Origin of the sequence: Lysobacter sp. Hz25, assembly GCF_046097045.1 — a bacterium.
Lineage (GTDB): Bacteria > Pseudomonadota > Gammaproteobacteria > Xanthomonadales > Xanthomonadaceae > Lysobacter > Lysobacter antibioticus_B.
Genome location: NZ_CP175666.1, coordinates 3,442,552 through 3,459,734, shown reverse-complemented (window position 1 = coordinate 3,459,734; position 17,183 = coordinate 3,442,552). Strand labels below are relative to the sequence as shown.

Annotated in this window: 16 protein-coding genes; 12 read left to right on the top strand and 4 right to left on the bottom strand. The window is 67.8% G+C overall.

Annotated elements, in window-relative coordinates:
• The first annotated feature begins 14 nt into the window (after window positions 1–14).
• The 8 genes from nusA to ACKN61_RS14105 all read left to right on the top strand — a co-directional run bounded on the left by nusA (window position 15) and on the right by ACKN61_RS14105 (window position 10,793).
• Window positions 15–1,502 carry a transcription termination factor NusA gene (nusA, locus tag ACKN61_RS14140; protein ID WP_031370866.1) on the top strand — a complete coding sequence of 496 codons (1,488 nt, stop codon included), beginning with the start codon at window positions 15–17 and terminating at the stop codon, window positions 1,500–1,502.
• Window positions 1,503–1,709: 207 nt separating this feature from the next.
• Window positions 1,710–4,352 carry a translation initiation factor IF-2 gene (gene infB / locus ACKN61_RS14135; RefSeq protein ID WP_408950080.1) on the top strand — a complete coding sequence of 881 codons (2,643 nt, stop codon included), beginning with the start codon at window positions 1,710–1,712 and terminating at the stop codon, window positions 4,350–4,352.
• Between the two features lie 108 nt (window positions 4,353–4,460).
• On the top strand, window positions 4,461–4,877 hold the full coding sequence (gene rbfA / locus ACKN61_RS14130; protein ID WP_408950079.1) for a 30S ribosome-binding factor RbfA: 417 nt from the start codon (window positions 4,461–4,463) through the stop codon (window positions 4,875–4,877).
• Window positions 4,878–5,132: 255 nt separating this feature from the next.
• Entirely contained in the window at window positions 5,133–5,507 is a 375-nt protein-coding gene (locus ACKN61_RS14125; RefSeq protein WP_200875798.1) for a heme-binding protein, read from the top strand.
• Complete coding sequence (truB, locus tag ACKN61_RS14120) at window positions 5,491–6,423, top strand: tRNA pseudouridine(55) synthase TruB (protein WP_408950078.1); 933 nt, start codon at window positions 5,491–5,493, stop codon at window positions 6,421–6,423. Before ACKN61_RS14125 ends, truB begins: the two co-directional genes overlap by 17 nt.
• 492 nt (window positions 6,424–6,915) lie before the next feature.
• Window positions 6,916–7,176: a 30S ribosomal protein S15 gene (gene rpsO, locus ACKN61_RS14115; RefSeq protein WP_031370860.1), complete on the top strand. Its 261-nt coding sequence runs from the start codon at window positions 6,916–6,918 to the stop codon at window positions 7,174–7,176.
• 256 nt (window positions 7,177–7,432) lie between these two features.
• Window positions 7,433–9,541 carry a polyribonucleotide nucleotidyltransferase gene (pnp, locus tag ACKN61_RS14110; RefSeq protein ID WP_223620091.1) on the top strand — a complete coding sequence of 703 codons (2,109 nt, stop codon included), beginning with the start codon at window positions 7,433–7,435 and terminating at the stop codon, window positions 9,539–9,541.
• A gap of 220 nt (window positions 9,542–9,761) precedes the next feature.
• Window positions 9,762–10,793, top strand: a complete 1,032-nt coding sequence (locus ACKN61_RS14105; protein WP_408950077.1) for a TraB/GumN family protein — start codon at window positions 9,762–9,764, stop codon at window positions 10,791–10,793.
• A 132-nt stretch (window positions 10,794–10,925) separates the two neighbouring features.
• Here the strand turns inward: ACKN61_RS14105 and ACKN61_RS14100 are convergent, their stop codons facing one another.
• Entirely contained in the window at window positions 10,926–12,491 is a 1,566-nt protein-coding gene (locus ACKN61_RS14100; protein WP_408950076.1) for a discoidin domain-containing protein, read from the bottom strand.
• A 356-nt stretch (window positions 12,492–12,847) separates the two neighbouring features.
• On the opposite strand from ACKN61_RS14100, the gene ACKN61_RS14095 reads away from it, so the two are divergent.
• Window positions 12,848–13,291 (top strand): helix-turn-helix transcriptional regulator, encoded by a 444-nt coding sequence (locus tag ACKN61_RS14095; protein WP_408950075.1) that lies wholly within the window; start codon window positions 12,848–12,850, stop codon window positions 13,289–13,291.
• Between the two features lie 108 nt (window positions 13,292–13,399).
• On the opposite strand, the gene ACKN61_RS14090 is transcribed toward ACKN61_RS14095, so the two are convergent.
• The gene (locus tag ACKN61_RS14090; protein ID WP_408950074.1) at window positions 13,400–13,735 is read right to left on the bottom strand and encodes a nuclear transport factor 2 family protein; all 336 of its coding nucleotides are present in this window, start codon (window positions 13,733–13,735) and stop codon (window positions 13,400–13,402) included.
• 25 nt (window positions 13,736–13,760) lie between these two features.
• On the opposite strand from ACKN61_RS14090, the gene ACKN61_RS14085 reads away from it, so the two are divergent.
• The 3 genes from ACKN61_RS14085 (at window position 13,761) to ACKN61_RS14075 (ending at window position 15,336) form a co-directional block, all read left to right on the top strand.
• Window positions 13,761–13,961 carry a hypothetical protein gene (locus tag ACKN61_RS14085; RefSeq protein WP_408950073.1) on the top strand — a complete coding sequence of 67 codons (201 nt, stop codon included), beginning with the start codon at window positions 13,761–13,763 and terminating at the stop codon, window positions 13,959–13,961.
• Between the two features lie 287 nt (window positions 13,962–14,248).
• Window positions 14,249–14,899: a DUF5671 domain-containing protein gene (locus ACKN61_RS14080; RefSeq protein WP_031370854.1), complete on the top strand. Its 651-nt coding sequence runs from the start codon at window positions 14,249–14,251 to the stop codon at window positions 14,897–14,899.
• Window positions 14,896–15,336, top strand: a complete 441-nt coding sequence (locus tag ACKN61_RS14075; protein WP_408950072.1) for a hypothetical protein — start codon at window positions 14,896–14,898, stop codon at window positions 15,334–15,336. The genes ACKN61_RS14080 and ACKN61_RS14075 overlap by 4 nt, the downstream gene beginning before the upstream one ends.
• A gap of 33 nt (window positions 15,337–15,369) precedes the next feature.
• On the opposite strand, the gene ACKN61_RS14070 is transcribed toward ACKN61_RS14075, so the two are convergent.
• Both ACKN61_RS14070 and ACKN61_RS14065 read right to left on the bottom strand, forming a co-directional pair.
• Window positions 15,370–16,299 (bottom strand): SDR family NAD(P)-dependent oxidoreductase, encoded by a 930-nt coding sequence (locus ACKN61_RS14070; RefSeq protein ID WP_408950071.1) that lies wholly within the window; start codon window positions 16,297–16,299, stop codon window positions 15,370–15,372.
• 90 nt (window positions 16,300–16,389) lie between these two features.
• Window positions 16,390–17,142: an SDR family oxidoreductase gene (locus ACKN61_RS14065; protein WP_408950070.1), complete on the bottom strand. Its 753-nt coding sequence runs from the start codon at window positions 17,140–17,142 to the stop codon at window positions 16,390–16,392.
• Window positions 17,143–17,183: the final 41 nt, after the last annotated feature.

Here is a 17,183-nt window from a genome sequence, read left to right as displayed (position 1 = left end):
TGCGGAGTGACGAAATGAGCAAGGAACTGTTGCTGGTAGTGGACGCGGTAGCCAACGAAAAGGGCGTGCCGCGCGAAGTGATCTTCGAGGCCATCGAGGCCGCGCTGGCTTCGGCCGCGAAGAAGCGCTACCACGATGAGGACGTGCTGGTCCGCGTCAGCATCGACCAGAAGGACGGCAGCTACGAGACCTTCCGCCGCATGGAAGTGGTCGCCGACGACGTGGTCATGGAGTCCCCGGACCGCCAGATCCGCCTGATGGACGCGATCGACGAAGTCGAAGGCGTCGAGGTCGGCGACTACATCGAAGAACAGATCGAAAACCCGGATTTCGGCCGCATCGCCGCCCAGGCCGCCAAGCAGGTCATCGTCCAGCGCGTGCGCGAGGCCGAGCGCGCCCAGGTCGTGGACCAGTGGAAGGACCGCGTCGGCGAGCTGGTCACCGGCATCGTCAAGCGCGTGGAGCGCGGCAACATCTACGTCGACCTGGGCGGCAACGCCGAGGCGATCATCCCGAAGGACAAGGGCATTCCGCGCGACGTGCTGCGCGCCGGCGACCGCGTGCGCGGTTTCCTGTTCGACGTGCGCACCGAGCCGCGCGGCCCGCAGCTGTTCATCAGCCGCGCCGCCCCCGAATTCATGATGGAACTGTTCAAGCTCGAAGTGCCGGAAGTCGGTCAGGGCCTGGTCTCGATCAAGGCCTGCGCACGCGATCCGGGCGACCGCGCCAAGATCGCCGTGCTCGCCCACGACAACCGCACCGATCCGATCGGCGCCTGCATCGGCATGCGCGGTTCGCGTGTGCAGGCGGTGTCCAACGAGCTCAACGGCGAGCGCGTCGACATCGTGCTGTGGTCGGACAACCCGGCCCAGTTCGTGATCAATGCGATGGCGCCGGCGGAAGTGCAGTCGATCATCGTCGACGAAGAAAAGCATTCGATGGACCTGGCCGTGGCGGAAGACCGCCTGGCCCAGGCGATCGGCAAGGGCGGCCAGAACGTGCGTCTCGCCAGCCGCCTGTCGGGCTGGCAGCTCAACGTCATGACCCAGGACCAGGTCACGGCGAAGTCCGAGGCCGAACAGTCCTCGGCCCGCCAGCTGTTCCAGGACAAGCTCGAGGTCGACGAGGAAATCGCCGGCATCCTGGTCTCGGAAGGCTTCAGCACGGTCGAGGAAATCGCCTACGTGCCGGTCGGCGAGCTGCTGGCGGTGGAGGGCTTCGACGAGGACATCGTCGAGGAACTGCGCGCCCGCGCCCGCGACGCCCTGCTCAACGAGGCCCTGGCCGCCGAGGAAGAGCTCGACGAGCACCAGCCGGCCGCCGATCTGCTGTCGCTGGAGGGCATGGACGAGTCGCTGGCCTTCACGCTCGCCTCGCGCGGGGTGGTCACCCGCGACGACCTGGCCGACCTGGCGACCGACGAGTTGACCGATATCGAAGGCGTCGACGAGGAACGTGCCGCCGCCCTGATCATGGAAGCGCGCAAGCACTGGTTCGAATGAGGTGACACACGTCGCAAGAGGCTCAAAGAGCGTCTTGCGGCACACCGAGACCGGCCTGGCCGGCCTCGGATTCGCAGGATCGGGCATCGGCCCGGTCCGCGGGCAGGCCAAAAAGGTCTGTGCGAGCCGGTCGTGCGGCGCGCGCGGAGCTAGAATGGCGCCATCACGCGCGGGACTCGTCCCGCGCCACGAGGACACGGAAACCGAATGTCGCAGCAAACCACCATCCGCAAGCTGGCCGAACTGGTGAACACGCCGGTCGAGAAGTTGCTGGAACAGCTGGCCGAGGCCGGCATGAAGTTCAGCGGCCCCGACCAGGTCGTGACCAGCATCGAGAAAGTCAAGCTGCTCGGCTTCCTCAAGCGCGCTCACGGCAAGGTCGACAAGCCGGCCGAGACCGACGAGGCGGCGAAGAAGATCACGCTCAACCGCAGCCGCAAGCAAGAAATCACCGTCGGTGGCGGCAAGAACCGCACCACCGTCGACGTGGTCGTGCGCAAGAAGGTGACGCTGGTGAAGCCGAACGAATCCGGCCAATCCATCTCGCCGGACGACGAGCGCGCCGAGATCCTGCGCAAGCTCGAAGAGTCCAAGCAGCGCAACCTCGCCGAACAGCAGCGCCTGGCCGCCGACGACCAGCGTCGCGCCGATGCGGCCGATGCGGTGCGTCGCGCCGCCGAGGAAGCCGCGCGCGCCAAGGCCGAGCAGGCCGAGGAAGAGCAGAAGACCAAGCTCGCCGACGCCAGCGTCGTCGTCGCGGCCGCCGAGGCGGCTGCAGAGACGACCACGGCCGTACGCAAGCCGCCGACGACCCACGGTCACGGCCATCCGAAGCCGGCCGCGCCGGCTCCGGCCCGGGTCGACCACAACGCGCCGCGCCACAAGACCCGCGGCTCGCACGCGATGGTCGCCGGCGTCGAGGACGACGATGCGGCCAACCGCTTCGCCGGCCAGCTGCACCTGAGCGCCTCCGACCGCGCCCGCCGCACCAGCAGCTCGCGCGGCAAGTCGCGGCCGCAGCCGCGTCGCCAGTCCGAGCAGGCGCGCTCCGGCGGCGGCCAGCACGGCTTCTCGCGCCCGACCGCACCGATCGTGCGCGAAGTCGCGATCGGCGAGACCATCACGGTCGCCGACCTGGCCCAGAAGCTCGCCCTCAAGGGCGGCGACGTGGTCAAGGCGCTGTTCAAGATGGGCGTCATGGCGACCATCAACCAGAGCATCGACCACGACACCGCCGCGCTGGTGACCGAAGAACTCGGCCACACCGTCGTGCGCACCAACGCCAATGCCGCCGAGGACGCGCTGATCGCGCACGCCGAGGAAGTGCAGGGCGACAAGGTCGCGCGTCCGCCGGTGGTGACCATCATGGGTCACGTCGACCACGGCAAGACCTCGCTGCTCGACTACATCCGCCGTACTAAGGTCGCCTCGGGCGAAGCCGGCGGCATCACCCAGCACATCGGCGCGTACCACGTCGAAACCGCGCGCGGCGTGATCAGCTTCCTCGACACCCCGGGCCACTCGGCCTTCACCTCGATGCGCGCGCGCGGCGCCAAGCTGACCGACATCGTCGTGCTGGTGGTCGCCGCCGACGACGGCGTCATGCCGCAGACCAAGGAAGCCGTGCAGCACGCCAAGGCGGCCGGCGTGCCGCTGATCGTGGCGATCAACAAGATCGACAAATCCGGCGCCGATCCGCTGCGGGTCAAGAACGAACTGCTCGCCGAGGGCATCGTCGCCGAAGATTTCGGCGGCGAGACCCAGATGGTCGAGCTGTCGGCCAAGACCGGCGACGGCGTCGACGATCTGCTCGACGCGATCTCGCTGCAGGCCGAAGTGCTGGAACTGCGTGCGGTGCCGATCGGCCGCGCCACCGGTACGGTCATCGAATCCGCGCTCGACAAGGGCCGCGGCCCGGTCGCGACCGTGCTGGTGCAGCAGGGCCAGCTCAAGAAGGGCGATTACCTCGTCTGCGGCGTGCAGTACGGCCGCGTGCGTGCGCTGTTCGACGAAACCGGTTCGCAGGTGCAGGAAGCGGGTCCGTCGATCCCGGTGCAGGTGCTCGGCTTGTCGGGCGTGCCCGATGCCGGCGACGACTTCGTGGTCGTCGAGGACGAGCGTCTGGCCAAGGACGTCGCCCAGCAGCGCGACGCCAAGCGCCGCGAGTCGCGCCTGGTCGCCGCTGCCGGCAACCGCATGGAAGACATCATGGCCCAGATGGGCAAGGGCGAGGGCCAGCTGAGCCTCAACCTGGTCATCAAGGCCGACGTGCAGGGTTCGGTCGAGGCGCTGCGCCAGTCCTTGATGGCGCTGTCGAACGACCAGATCCGCATCAACGTGATCAGCTCCGGCGTCGGCGGCATCACCGAGTCCGACGCGAACGCGGCGGCCACGGCGAAGGCCACGGTGATCGGCTTCAACGTCCGCGCCGACGCCTCCGCGCGCCGCATCATCGAAGGCAACGGCGTCGACCTGCGTTACTTCTCGATCATCTATGACGTGATCGACCAGGTGAAGCAGGTGGCTTCGGGCATCCTCGGCGTCGAGATCCGCGAAGAAATCATCGGCATCGCCGAAGTGCGCGACGTGTTCCGCAGCTCCAAGTTCGGCGCGGTCGCCGGTTGCATGGTGGTCGAAGGCGTGGTCAAGCGCAGCAAGCCGATCCGCGTCCTGCGCGACAACGCCGTGGTCTTCGAGGGCGAGCTGGAATCGCTGCGCCGCTTCAAGGAAAACGTCGACGAAGTGCGCAACGGCACCGAATGCGGTATCGGCGTGAAGGCCTACAACGACGTCAAGCCGGGCGACCAGATCGAGTGCTTCGAGCGTATCGAAGTGCAGCGGACGCTGTAAGCCGGGAATGGGGAATCGGGATTCGGCAATCGCGAAAGCGGTCGCCGGGAACGATTCCCCATCGCTTCAATCGATTCACCATTCCCGATTCTCGTTTCCCGGATTCCAATGCCCAGCAGCAAATCGTTCCATCGCACCGACCGCGTTTCCGCCCAGCTCCGCCGCGAGCTCGGGACGCTGGTGCATGAGGCTGTGCGCGAGCACAACCTGCCGTCGGTAAGCGTTTCCGACGTCGAGGTCTCGCGCGACCTGGCCCATGCCAAGGTGTTCGTGACCGCGCTGCAGGCCGAGCGCTCCAAGGAAGCCGTCAAGGCACTCAAGGAACTCTCGCGCGAGCTGCGTTATCAACTCGGCCGGGCGATGAAGCTGCGTCACGTGCCCGAACTGCATTTCCATTACGACGATTCGGTCGATCGCGGCGAGCGCATCGGCATCCTGCTGCGCGATCTGCCGCCGCTGGAAGCCGAAGCCGACGGCGATCAAGCCGCCGCCAGCGAAACCGACGGCGACGCCAAGCCGGAGTAAGCGCAGGCCGGCGCTGGCGCCCGGTCCGTCGATCGGCACCGGCGCGAGGCCGCCCAGCCGGCGCAGTCGCTCGCGACCCGCCTGGACTCGGTCGTGGCTCTGTCCGATCCATGCGCCCGGCGCGTTTCGCAGCACCCCGACCGCCCTTCGTGCGGCGGTTTTCCCCTTCTTTCTTGCCCGAGCAGGAGCCATCGCATGTCGCAGCCACCGCCGCGTTACGGCGCGCCGATTTCGTTAGCGACCGCCGGCCGGGTCATGCGCGCCGCGCAGGCCGAGGCCGAACGCCTGCAATGGCCGATGGTGATCGCCATCGTCGACAGCGGCGGCCATCTGGTGATGTTGCACAAGCTCGATCAGGCGCAATATGGCAGCATTCCCGTGGCCCAGGCCAAGGCCGAGACGGCGGTCAAGTTCCGCCGTCCGACCAAGGCGTTCGAAGACGCGGTCGCTGCCGGCGGGTTGGGCCTGCGACTGCTCGGAATCGATGGTCTGTTGCCGTTGGATGGCGGGCTGCCCCTGATCGTGGGCGGCGAGTTGATCGGTGCGATCGGCGTGTCCGGGATGCAGGCGGTTCAGGACGCGCAAATCGCGCAGGCAGGGGCGGACGGCTTGCTTGAACACGACGCGTAAACGCAATTGGCGCAACGTCGACGGCTTGCTGCTGCTCGACAAGCCCCCCGGCATCAGCTCCAACCAGGCGCTGCAGCAGGCACGTCATCTGTTCCGTGCGGAGAAGGGCGGCCACACCGGCAGCCTCGACCCGCTCGCGACCGGCCTGCTGCCGCTGTGCTTCGGCGAAGCGACCAAGATCGCCGGGCTGCTGCTCGGCGCGCGCAAGGCCTACAGCGCGACCGCGGTGCTCGGCCTGACCACCGACAGCGACGACGCCGACGGCGCGCCCCTGCTCGAACGTCCGGTGCCCGAGTTCGACGACGCGGCGATCGAAGCCGCCTTGGCGCCCTTGCGCGGCCCGATCCGCCAGCGCGCGCCGATCTATTCCGCGCTCAAGCAGGGCGGCGAACCGCTGTATGCGAAGGCCCGCCGCGGCGAAGTCATCGAAGCGCCCGAGCGCGACGTCGTCGTTCATTCCCTGAGCGTGACCGGCCGCGACGGCCCCCGCCTGGAGCTGCACATCGAATGCGGCTCCGGCACTTACGTGCGCAGCCTGGTCCGCGACCTCGGCGAGGCGCTAGGTTGCGGCGCCCACGTGGCGACCTTGCGCCGGCTCTGGGTCGAACCGTTCATGCAGCCGCGGATGATCACCCTGGACGCGCTGCGCGAGCTGGCCGAGCAGGGCAGCGACCCCGCCCTCGACGCCTGCCTGCTGCCGATCGAGGCCGGGTTGACCGGCTTCGGCCGGGTCAGCCTGGATGCCGCGGCCGCCGAGCGCCTCGGTCACGGCCAGGCGGTCGGCTGCGAACCCGGCGAGCCGGGCCTGGTGGCAGTGTTCGGCGAAGCCGGGCGCTGCCTGGGCCTTGGTTTACGCCAAGCCGAAGGGCGATTGCAGCCGCAGCGCCTGTTCCGTTGGGCGGCGCAAGGCGGCTGAGCGGCTGCCGCGAGGCGGCAGTTTCCACGGATCCGAATCGCAACGGGCAGGGGCCGCAATGAAATCCATCGTTTGTGCGGCGCTGGCCGGTTTGCTGGCGATCGCTGCTCCGGTATTCGCCGATGAGCCCGAATGGCTGCAGCGGCTCGATCGCAGCCGCCCGGAAACGGTCGCCGAGCAGGCGCGCGGCTGCCGCGGCCAGGCGGTCCCTGGGCGCCGGAAGCGGCCGGGTAGGCGGCGGGAGAGGCCGAGCCGGCGACCAGTAACTGAACGGGTGTCGCAGCTGTCCGGGCGGGCACCGCCCAGTGACCCACGGGTCGCATTCGCCGCCGCGGGCTGGTACAATCCCGCCGCTTTTCAAGCACTTCCAAACGGGACCTGCTTGGGCGGCAATCCTCACTAAAGCAAGCGGCGGGCCAGGCGGTGCGTCGGGGCGATTTTGTCGCGACCGATTCGCTTCTGCGGGCCCCGCATCTACAGAGAACATAAGTCATGTCGATCGACACCAGCAAGATCATTGAAGACAACAAGCGCGGCGCCGCCGACACCGGTTCGCCGGAAGTCCAGGTCGCCCTGCTCACCGCTCGCATCGAGTTGCTCACCGGCCACTTCAAGCAGCACAAACAGGATCACCACAGCCGCCGCGGCCTGCTGATGATGGTCAACCGTCGTCGCAGCCTGCTTGACTACCTCAAGCGCAAAGACGGCGATCGCTACAAGGCTCTGATCGAAAAGCTCGGTCTGCGCCGCTAACCGGACACCCAACCGCGGCGCAGCGATGCGCCGCGGTTTGTTTTGGCGGGCCTGAAAACCCGCGTGGCGCTGCAGGACGCAACGCCGCCTGCGCTTGATGAGCGCATGGCTTCGACCTGGCGAAACCGGGTCACGTGCAACGCGGCCGGTCGGACCGGCGCAACGCACACCCACCTATTGGTCGCCGGCGCCGGCGACCGACCGGAGCGGGGCAAGGGCCCCGACCGGAACGCATAGATACCGAAGGAACCCACCCGTGGCAAAAATTACCAAGACCTTCCAATACGGCAACCATCAGGTGACCCTGGAGACCGGCGAAATCGCCCGTCAGGCCGGCGGCGCCGTCATCGTGAAGATGGAGGACACCGTGTTGCTGGTGACGGCCGTCGCCGCCAAGAGCGCGCGCGAGGGCCAGGACTTCTTCCCGCTCACCGTGGATTACCAGGAGAAGTTCTACGCCGGCGGTCGCATCCCGGGCGGCTTCTTCAAGCGCGAAGGCCGTGCGACCGAGAAGGAAACGCTGATCTCGCGCCTGATCGACCGTCCGATCCGTCCGCTGTTCCCGGAGGACTACCGTAACGAAGTCCAGATCATCGCCACGGTGATGTCGATGAATCCGGAAATCGACGGCGACATCCCGGCCCTGATCGGTGCCTCGGCCGCGCTCGCGCTGGCCGGCACCCCGTTCCAGGGCCCGATCGGCGCGGCCAAGGTCGGTTACAAGAACGGCCAGTACCTGCTCAACCCGACCGCCGCCGAGCTGGCCGAATCCGAGCTCGAGCTCGTCGTCGCCGGCACCTCGAATGCGGTGTTGATGGTCGAATCCGAAGCCAAGATGCTGTCCGAGGACGTCATGCTCGGCGCGGTGATGTTCGGCCATCGCGAAATGCAGAAGGTCATCAACATCATCAACGAGCTCGTCGTCGAAGCCGGCACCAAGCCGTCGACGTGGGAAGCTCCGGCCAAGAACGAGGCGCTGATCGCCGCGCTGAAGGAAGCCGTCGGCGGCCAGCTCGCCTCCGCTTTCCAAGTGCGCGACAAGCTGCAGCGCCGCGACGCCATCGGCGCGATCAAGAAGGACGTGCTGCAGAGCCTCGCCGGCCGCGCCGAAGCCGACGGCTGGAGCACCTCGGAGCTGTCGAAGGAATTCGGCGAACTCGAGTACCAGACCATGCGTAACTCGGTGCTCGACACCAAGGTCCGCATCGACGGCCGCGCCCTCGACACCGTGCGTCCGATCGCTTCGCGCGTCGGCGTGCTGCCGCGTACCCACGGCTCCTCGCTGTTCACCCGCGGCGAGACCCAGGCCATCGTGGTCGCCACCCTCGGCACCGCGCGCGACGGCCAGATCATCGACGCCGTCTCGGGCGAGTACAAGGAACACTTCCTGTTCCATTACAACTTCCCGCCTTACTCGGTCGGCGAAGCCGGCCGCATGATGGGCCCGAAGCGTCGCGAAATCGGCCACGGCCGCCTCGCCAAGCGCGGCGTGCTCGCCGTGATGCCGACCATGGAAGAATTCCCGTACACCATCCGCATCGTCTCGGAAATCACCGAGTCGAACGGTTCGTCCTCGATGGCTTCGGTCTGCGGCAGCTCGCTGGCGCTGATGGACGCCGGCGTGCCGATCAAGGCGCCGGTCGCCGGTATCGCGATGGGCCTGGTCAAGGAAGGCGACAACTTCGTCGTCCTGTCGGACATCCTGGGCGATGAAGATCACCTCGGCGACATGGACTTCAAGGTGGCCGGCACTTCCGAGGGCATCTCGGCGCTGCAGATGGACATCAAGATCCAGGGCATCACCGAAGAGATCATGAAGGTCGCGCTGGGCCAGGCGAAGGCCGGCCGTCTGCACATCCTCGGCGAGATGGCTCACGCTCTCACCGAGTCGCGCACCGAGCTGTCCGAGTACGCGCCGCGTCTGCTGACCATGAAGATCCACCCGGACAAGATCCGCGAAGTGATCGGCAAGGGCGGCTCGACCATCCAGGCGATCACCAAGGAAACCGGCACCCAGATCGACATCCAGGACGACGGCACCATCGTCATCGCTTCGGTCAACGCCGCCGCCGCGCAGGCCGCGAAGGCGCGCATCGACCAGATCGTGTCCGACGTCGAGCCGGGCCGCATCTACGAAGGCAAGGTCGCCAAGATCATGGACTTCGGCGCCTTCGTGACGATCCTGCCGGGCAAGGACGGTCTGGTCCACGTCTCGCAGATCTCCAACGAGCGCGTCGAGAAGGTCAGCGACAAGCTCAAGGAAGGCGACGTGGTCAAGGTCAAGGTGCTGGAAGTCGACAAGCAGGGCCGTATCCGCCTGTCGATGAAGGCCGTCGAAGAAGGCGAGGGCGTCGTCGCCGAGTAATCGGCACGCGCAACGTCGGATTCGGGAAAAGCGGGCTTCGGCCCGCTTTTCTTTTGTGCGCCGTTTAGCTTCGCGCCTGCCGTGGAAGCAGCCGGCGACATACCGGCAGGCATTGCCTGGGGCCCGTCGCGGCGGATCGACTTGCGCCGGGCTCGCGGATGGGCTTCCATCGTGGTCGAACCCTGCCTCGACTGCGGTTCGACCAAAGGAGAACGCCGAGATGCGAAGGAAGCTGCTGTTAGGTCTGGCGATCGCGATGCTGGCCGCGCCCGCGACGGCGCAGCCGTCGTCAACGCAAGGCGGTGCACCGTCCTCCGTCGCGGCCGTGACGGCGCCGCCCATCGTCGACATGGACGTGGTGGTGGTTTCCGGCGTGCAGCCGGGGCCCGGCCTGTGGAAATTCCACAAGGGCGACCGCGTGTTGTGGATCCTGGGAACGCTGTCGCCGCTGCCCAAGGACATCACCTGGCTGTCGCGCGACATGGACGCGGCGATCGCGCAGTCGCAGCTCGCATTGCAGCCGCCGCGCCTGTCGGTCAGCGCCGATATCGGCCTGTTCGGGCGCCTGTCGTTGTTGCCTTCGATGCTGAAGCTGCGTAAGAACCCCGGCGGCGCGAAACTGCAGGATGTGCTGCCGGCGGACTTGTATGCGCGTTGGCAGGTGTTGAAGCTCAAATACATCGGCCGCGACAACAGCGTCGAGAACTGGCGGCCGCTGTTCGCGGCGAGCGAGCTGTATCGTGCGGCGCTGAAGAAAAGCGGTCTCGACGAAACCGGCATCGTCGGGCCGGCGATCCGCAAGGCGGTCGAGGCGGCCGGGATCGAAACGCGCTCCACCAGCCTGCCGCTCAAGGTCGAGGATCCCAAACAGACCCTCAAGGCCTTCAATGCGACCACGCTCGACGACGTGGCCTGCTTCCGCAAGACGCTGGACCGGCTCGAAACCGACCTGGCGATCATGACCACGCGCGCCAATGCCTGGGCCACCGGCGACATCGACGCGCTGCGTGCCTTGCCTTACGAAGATCAGCACGAGGCTTGTCTGAACGCACTGACCGGCGCGGGCTTCTCGCAGAAGCTCGGCATGGACGATGTCCAGGCGCAGATGGCCGAGCACTGGTATCGCGCCGTCGACGGCGCGCTGCAGGAACAGCCGGTGGTCTTCACCGTCCTGCCGATATCGCAGTTGCTCAAGGCCGACGGCGTCGTCGCCAAGCTGCAGGCCAAGGGCTTTGAGGTCGAGGCGCCGTAACCGGCCGCAAACGGTCCATTCCGGCGCCGGGAAGCGCCTGTCCGCTGCGCCGATGCCGCGGCCCATCCTAGAGCGATTTCATCGACCCAGGAGGACGCCGGCCGTTGCGAGCGGCCGGCGTCCTGCGCGCCATCAGTGTTCGAGCACGCTCACGCTGGTCACGTATTGCGAGTCGGCGGTCCACGGCGAAGGATTACCGACGCCGAGGCCGACCTGCAGGGTCTTGCCGGCGATGTTGCCGAGGTCGAAATAACGCATCGGCACCAGTGCGCCCGGGCACCAACTGCGCGGGTTGGTGGTGTTGTTGTTGCGGAAGATGCCCGGGTTGCCGCGCGGGCTGAACTGCTCGTAGCTCGCGCAATCGATCTTGGTGCTGAAGGTCGCGATCTGCGTGCCGTTGAGCTTCACCGCGATGTTGGTGTTGGTGTATTCCTGGCCGCCGCTGGAAGCGCCGTAGCCGGCGATGCTGACCGCGAGGGTGGCGATGCCCAGGTTGGCGGTGTGCGAGACCGTGGCGGTGGCGATGCTGTCGTCTTTTTCCGACGAGCGCGACAGCAGGCCGATCACGTCCGGGTCGCTGGCCGGCGTGAGCGCCTGGGTCGAGACCAACGCCAGCGAGTACTTGAAGCCGACTTCGGCGATCGCCGGGTCGGTCACGCCGTGCTGTTCGCAGGCATCGCCGCCGTATTGCGGATTGGCGCCGCCGCTGATGCCGACCCAGATGTCGCGGTCGGGATTGGCCAGCGCCGCGGCATACGGGTTCATCGGCGCATCCGGATACACCCGGGTCGCTTTCGCGCCCTGCCACATGTCGCTGAACGGCGAAATGAAGTCGGTGAAGGTCACCCGCGGCGTGTCGACGGTGGGGGCAATGCCCTTCGGCGTGCTGATGAAGAAGGCCGAGGCGAAGCGATCGTAGAGGTCGCACTGGGCGTGATAGACGATGCGCAGGGCGACGTCGTCGCCGATCTTGGCCTTCTCGGCGTCGCTGAGCTTGCGCGTGTACTCGGTGCCGCGCTTCCACATCAGTACGCCCGCAGGCGGCGTGTAGGTGGTCGGCTCGGTGCTGCGATAGATGCCGAACTGCGGCACCTGGTCGAGCACCTGCACCAGCTTCTCGGCGGCCGGCGGCGCGTCGTGGACCTCGAACTCGTAGATGCGCGCGGCGCTGTCGCTGCCCTGGGTCGGCGTGGCGATGTTGAGGCGGACGTAACGCGCGCTGGTCGCCGCGATCGGGTGCGTGCTGACGTTGGCGGTGTTGTTGCTCACGCTGACCGCGGTGCTCCAGGCGTTGCCGTTGGCCGAGGTCTGGATGTTGAAGCTCTTGCTGTTGAACGACGCCGGTTCGCCGCCGGCGCCGGCATGCTTGATCACGAAACTCGATATCGAACGGCTGGCGCCGAGATCGACTTGCAACCAACGGCTGCTGGCCGCAGAGCAGAACTTGTCGCTGTTGCCGCCGGCGGTGCTGCCGTTGAAAGCCTTCGCCGGCGCTTCGTTGGCGTTGCAGGCGGTCGAACCGGTGGCGGGTTTGTTCAAGGCGAGGTTGGCGGCCGAGGCGGTGCCGGCGAAGCCCAGGCACAGCAACAGGCTTGCGAACTGCAAACTCGTGAACTTCAGGCTAGTGAACTGCAGGCTCGTCAACGTCAGGCCTGCGTGCAGGCCCGGCCGGGGTGGAGCGCTCTGTCTCGATGGCATGAGGATGTCCTTGTCGGTGCGAGGGCGGCCGGCTCGACGATCGTTGCCGCGTAGGGCTGCGACAGGGGACGACTGGAACTGGCCAGGAACGGCGGGGCGCCGCCGCGACGGGGACCGACCGGAACGGTTTAGATCGATCCAATTGCGAGATTAGTAGAACGCGGCAGCGCACAACCCGGGCCTGCGCCCGTGCGGAGGGCGATTTAAGAGCAGCCGTCCGCAGTTTCGGATCGCGCTTCGATCGAGTGGGGTGCAACCAGCGCCGCCAACGCTTGGACGAGGCCGATCGCACCAGGCCGATCACGCTAGGCCGATCGCGCTAGGCGGCTCGCGCCGGGCATGGCAGGATCGCGCCGATGAGCAACAGCCCCGATGCCACGACTTACCTGCGCGACCTCGCGCGCCTGCGCCGCGTGCGCGACCGCATCGACCGCGAGTACGCGCAGCCGCTCGACGTCGAGGCGCTCGCCCAGGGCGTGAGCATGTCGGCCGGGCATCTGAGCCGGCAGTTCCGCGCCGCTTACGGCGAGTCGCCGTATTCGTATCTGATGACCCGGCGCATCGAGCGCGCGATGGCCCTGCTGCGCCGCGGCGACCTCAGCGTCACCGAGGTCTGCTTCGAAGTCGGCTGCTCATCACTGGGCACCTTCAGTACGCGTTTCGCCGAACTGGTCGGTGTGCCGCCCAGCGTCTATCGGCGCGAGGCGGCACAGGCAGGCGACGGGCTGCCGGCGTGCGTGGAGAAGCAGGTGACGCGGCCGGTCCGGCAACGCGAAACCCCGGAGGCGGGCAGCGCCTGAGGTCGTGGGCGCTTGGTTCCTGATGGATCGTACGTCGCCGACCGCAGCCGCTTGGTCGCGGCTCGCGCCGCTCCTACTCCTGCCGCTTCCTACTCCAGAGTAGGAAGGTCAGTGGGTGTGGTAGATCTTGCTGAGGATCTTCCACTCGCCGCCGACCTTCAGCAGTTGGAACAGGTCGCTGTAGCGCGCGCCGTTCCACTGATCGGATTCGACCCGTGCCTGCGCGATGGTGCCGACGATCTCGATCGAGACGATCTGCGCTTGCAGTTGCTTGGCCGCGGGCGCGCTGTCGATGTAGTCGAACAGGCTGCGGATCGGGCCGCCGCTGATGCTGCCGTCGGCCGCGAGGCCGTGGATGCTCGCTTGCGGCAGGAACGCCGTGCGCATGAGCTCGCTCTTGCCCTGGCGGCCGGCCTCGACATAGCGGTCGAGAACCGTGCGCACGGCGGCATAGTCTTGCGGAGAGGCCGTGGCTACGAGCTTGCTCGCTTCCGGCGCGGGCGAGGGCGCGGCTTGGTCTTTTGCTGCGGCGCTGCACCACGGCAGCAGCAGGACAAAAGCCGATGCCAGCATCAACAGTCGTGCCGGCCTTGCATCGTCTGTGTGGCGCATGGTTCGACCTTTGGTGGGCCTGCTGTGGCGGGAATGCTGTGTGGTGGGCCTGCTGTGATGGGCATGTCCCCTGGGCTGCGGCGGCTCCGGCTCGCGTGCTTGCGCCGGGTCATCCATCGCGCGTTCGCGGAATATAGCCGCATTCGGGCATGGCGGCGGCCACGCTCGACGAACGGCGGTACAGGCCGCCGCCGCGCGGACGCTTGTCGGCAGGGGCAGCGCGGCAAGGACTCGGCGTAGCGACGCCGGTCCCCGCGGGTAGCGTTTTCCGCTACCTCGCCGATCCCTGCGCCGGCCAACCCCGGCACTGCTACATTCCGGGCGTCCCTTTATGGAGCGGTGGCCATGGCCTCGGGAAGTCTGGAACTGGAGGGTTTCGTCCGCGAAGCCTTGTTGCGTGGGCAATCGAAGGAGGCGACCGCACAGGCGCTGGCGGCGGCGGGCTGGAGCGCCGAGCAGACCCGCGGCGCGCTCGACGCCTATGCCGACGTCGGCTTCGTGTTGCCGGTGCCGAAGCCGCGCGCCTCGTTGTCGGCGCGCGAGGCCTTCGCCTATCTGGTGATGTTCACCACCCTGTACTTCGTCGCCTACCACCTCGGCAGCCTGTTGTTCGATCTGATCAACATCGCCTGGCCGGACGCCGCCGACAACGGTTACGAGTTCTGGCGCAAGAGCGTCGACGACTCGCTGCGCTGGTCGGTGTCGGCGCTGGTGATAGCCTTCCCGGTGTTCGCCTTCGTCGCCCACCGGGTCGCCCAGGACGTTGCGCGGCATCCGATCAAGCGCCTGTCGCCGGTGCGTCGCTGGCTGACTTACCTGACCTTGTTCATCGCCGCGACGGTGTTGATCGGCGACATGACCGCGTTGGTCTACAACCTGCTCGGCGGCGAGCTGAGCCTGCGTTTCGTGCTCAAGGTGTTGGTGGTCGCGACGATCGCCGGCAGCGTATTCGGTTACTACCTGTGGGACCTGCGTCGCGAGGAGAGCCAGGCATGAGCGCACCGGTCGGACGTTGGCTGCTGATCGCAGCCGCAGTGGCGATCGCGGCGGCGGTGACGGCGGCGATCGTGGTCATGGGCGGCCCAGGCTCGCAGCGCGAGGCCAAGCTCGATCAGCGCCGCACGCAGGAGCTGGACCGGATCAACGACGAGGTGCGCGACTATTGGAAACAGCAGGCGCGCCTGCCGGCGGATCTGCCGAGCCTGGCGAACCAACCGGGCGTGGCCCTGAGCACGGTCGATCCGGTTACCGCCGCGCCTTACCGCTACCTCGCCGGCGAGGCCGGCCGCTTCCGCCTGTGCGCGAGCTTCGCCACCGACACCGGGCGCGAGGATGCCGAGCGTCGAGCTACGAACGAATGGCATCCGCGCAGTTGGCGTCATCCGGCCGGCGAGCACTGTTTCGAGCTCGACGCTTCCAAGCCCGAGAACTGAGCCGGCGGCGACCGCATGCCGGCCGTCGCGCGCTCAGCCGCGGTCGGGCTGCGGCTGGGTATTCGACGGCAGACGCACTCCGAGCAGGTCGCCCAGGCCGACGCGGCGCAGGAACTCGGCGCGGATGCGGTCGCCGACCGCACTGACGACGTCGCAACCGTCGCCGGCCGGGTCGACGTGCACGCGGAACGGACGCCGGCCGTAAGGGCTCGCGACGATATCGACGATGGCCTCGGCGACGCTGGCGACGTCGGCATCCTCGGGCACGGTGCCGGCGAGTTTGCCCAGGATCTCTTCGCCGAAACCGGCGGCGATGCCGGCCTCGTAGTCGGCGTTGCGCGCGCTGTCGGCCGGCGTGCCCGAATTCAGGAAGTGATGGGTGCCCGAGGTGAACGCACCCGGCATCACGATGGAAGTTTCGATGCCCCAGCGCGCGAGTTCGCCGGCATAGCTGACCGCCAGCGAATCCATCGCCGCCTTCGCGGCGAAATACGGGGCGAGATAAGGCGGGGTGCCGCCGCGCACGCTGCTGCTCGACACCCACAGCAGCAAGCCGCGGCCTTGTGCGCGCAACTGCGGCAGGGCGGCGCGATTGACGCGCTGGCTTCCGATCACGTTGGTGTCGTAGAGCTGCGCGTACTGCTCGGGCATGAACGCTTCGGCCGGGCCGAAGGCCATGTGGCCGGCGTTGTGGATCAGCACGTCGAGGCGGCCATGCGCGGCGACCACGTGCGCGATCGCGGCGTCGGCGGAGGCCTGCGAGGCGATGTCGAGTTCGAGTTCACGCAGGTCGACTCGGTGCTCGCGGGCATAGGCGCGGGCGGCCTCGACCTGGACGGCGTTGCGGCCGGCGGTGTCGCGCATGCTGGCGTAGACGGTATGGCCGGCGTCGGCGAGCGCGCGCGCGGCGAGGGCGCCGAAACCGCTGGAGGCGCCGGTGACGAGAACGATCTGCTGGTTCATGGCAAAGCTCCGCTGACGGGCGTCGTCGACGCCCGGGATGAAGGGGATGGGTAGCGGGAGACGGCGCGGCGAAGACCGCGCCGCCGACGATCAGAAAACGTAGCCGCCGTTGACGCGCAGCACCTGCGAGTTCACCCAACTGCCGTCGAGGCCGGCGAGGAAGGACACGGCCGCGGCGATTTCCTCCGGCGTACCGAGGCGTTCCAGCGGCGCCAGACCGCGGAAGTGGGCGATCTGTTCTTCGCTCTTGCCGTGCAGGAACAGCTCGGTGCCGACCGGGCCCGGGGCGACCGCATTGACGGTGATGTGGCGGCCGCGCAGTTCGTTGGCGAGCACGTGCACCAGGCCTTCGACGCCGGCCTTGGAGGCGATGTAGGGGCCGTAGGTCGGGAAGGCCTTGCCGATCACGCTGGTCGACAGGGCGACGATGCGGCCGCCGTCGCGCAGGTGCTGCGCGGCCAGGCCGAGCACGACGAAGCTGCCGCGCAGATTGGTGGCGATGACGCGGTCGAACTCGGCCAGGTCGCCGCCTTGGATCGGCACGTACGGCATGATGCCGGCGCTGTTGACCACCGCGTCGAGGCGGCCGTAGGTCTGCAAGGCGAGGGCGAACACGCGCTCCATCGCGACGGGATCGGCGACATCGCCCTGGGCGGCGATGGCCTGGCCGCCGGCGTCGCGGATCTGCGCGACCACGGCCTCTGCCGCGGCGGCGTTGCCGGCGTAGTTGACGACGATCGCGTAGCCGTCGGCGGCGAGGCGCAGGGCGATGGCGCGGCCGATGCCGCGCGAGGCGCCGGTGACGAGGGCGGTCTGGGTCTGGACGGGCTGGGTGGACGACATGGCTGGACTCCAGGTTGGGCGGCGGTGGCGGGATGCCAGGG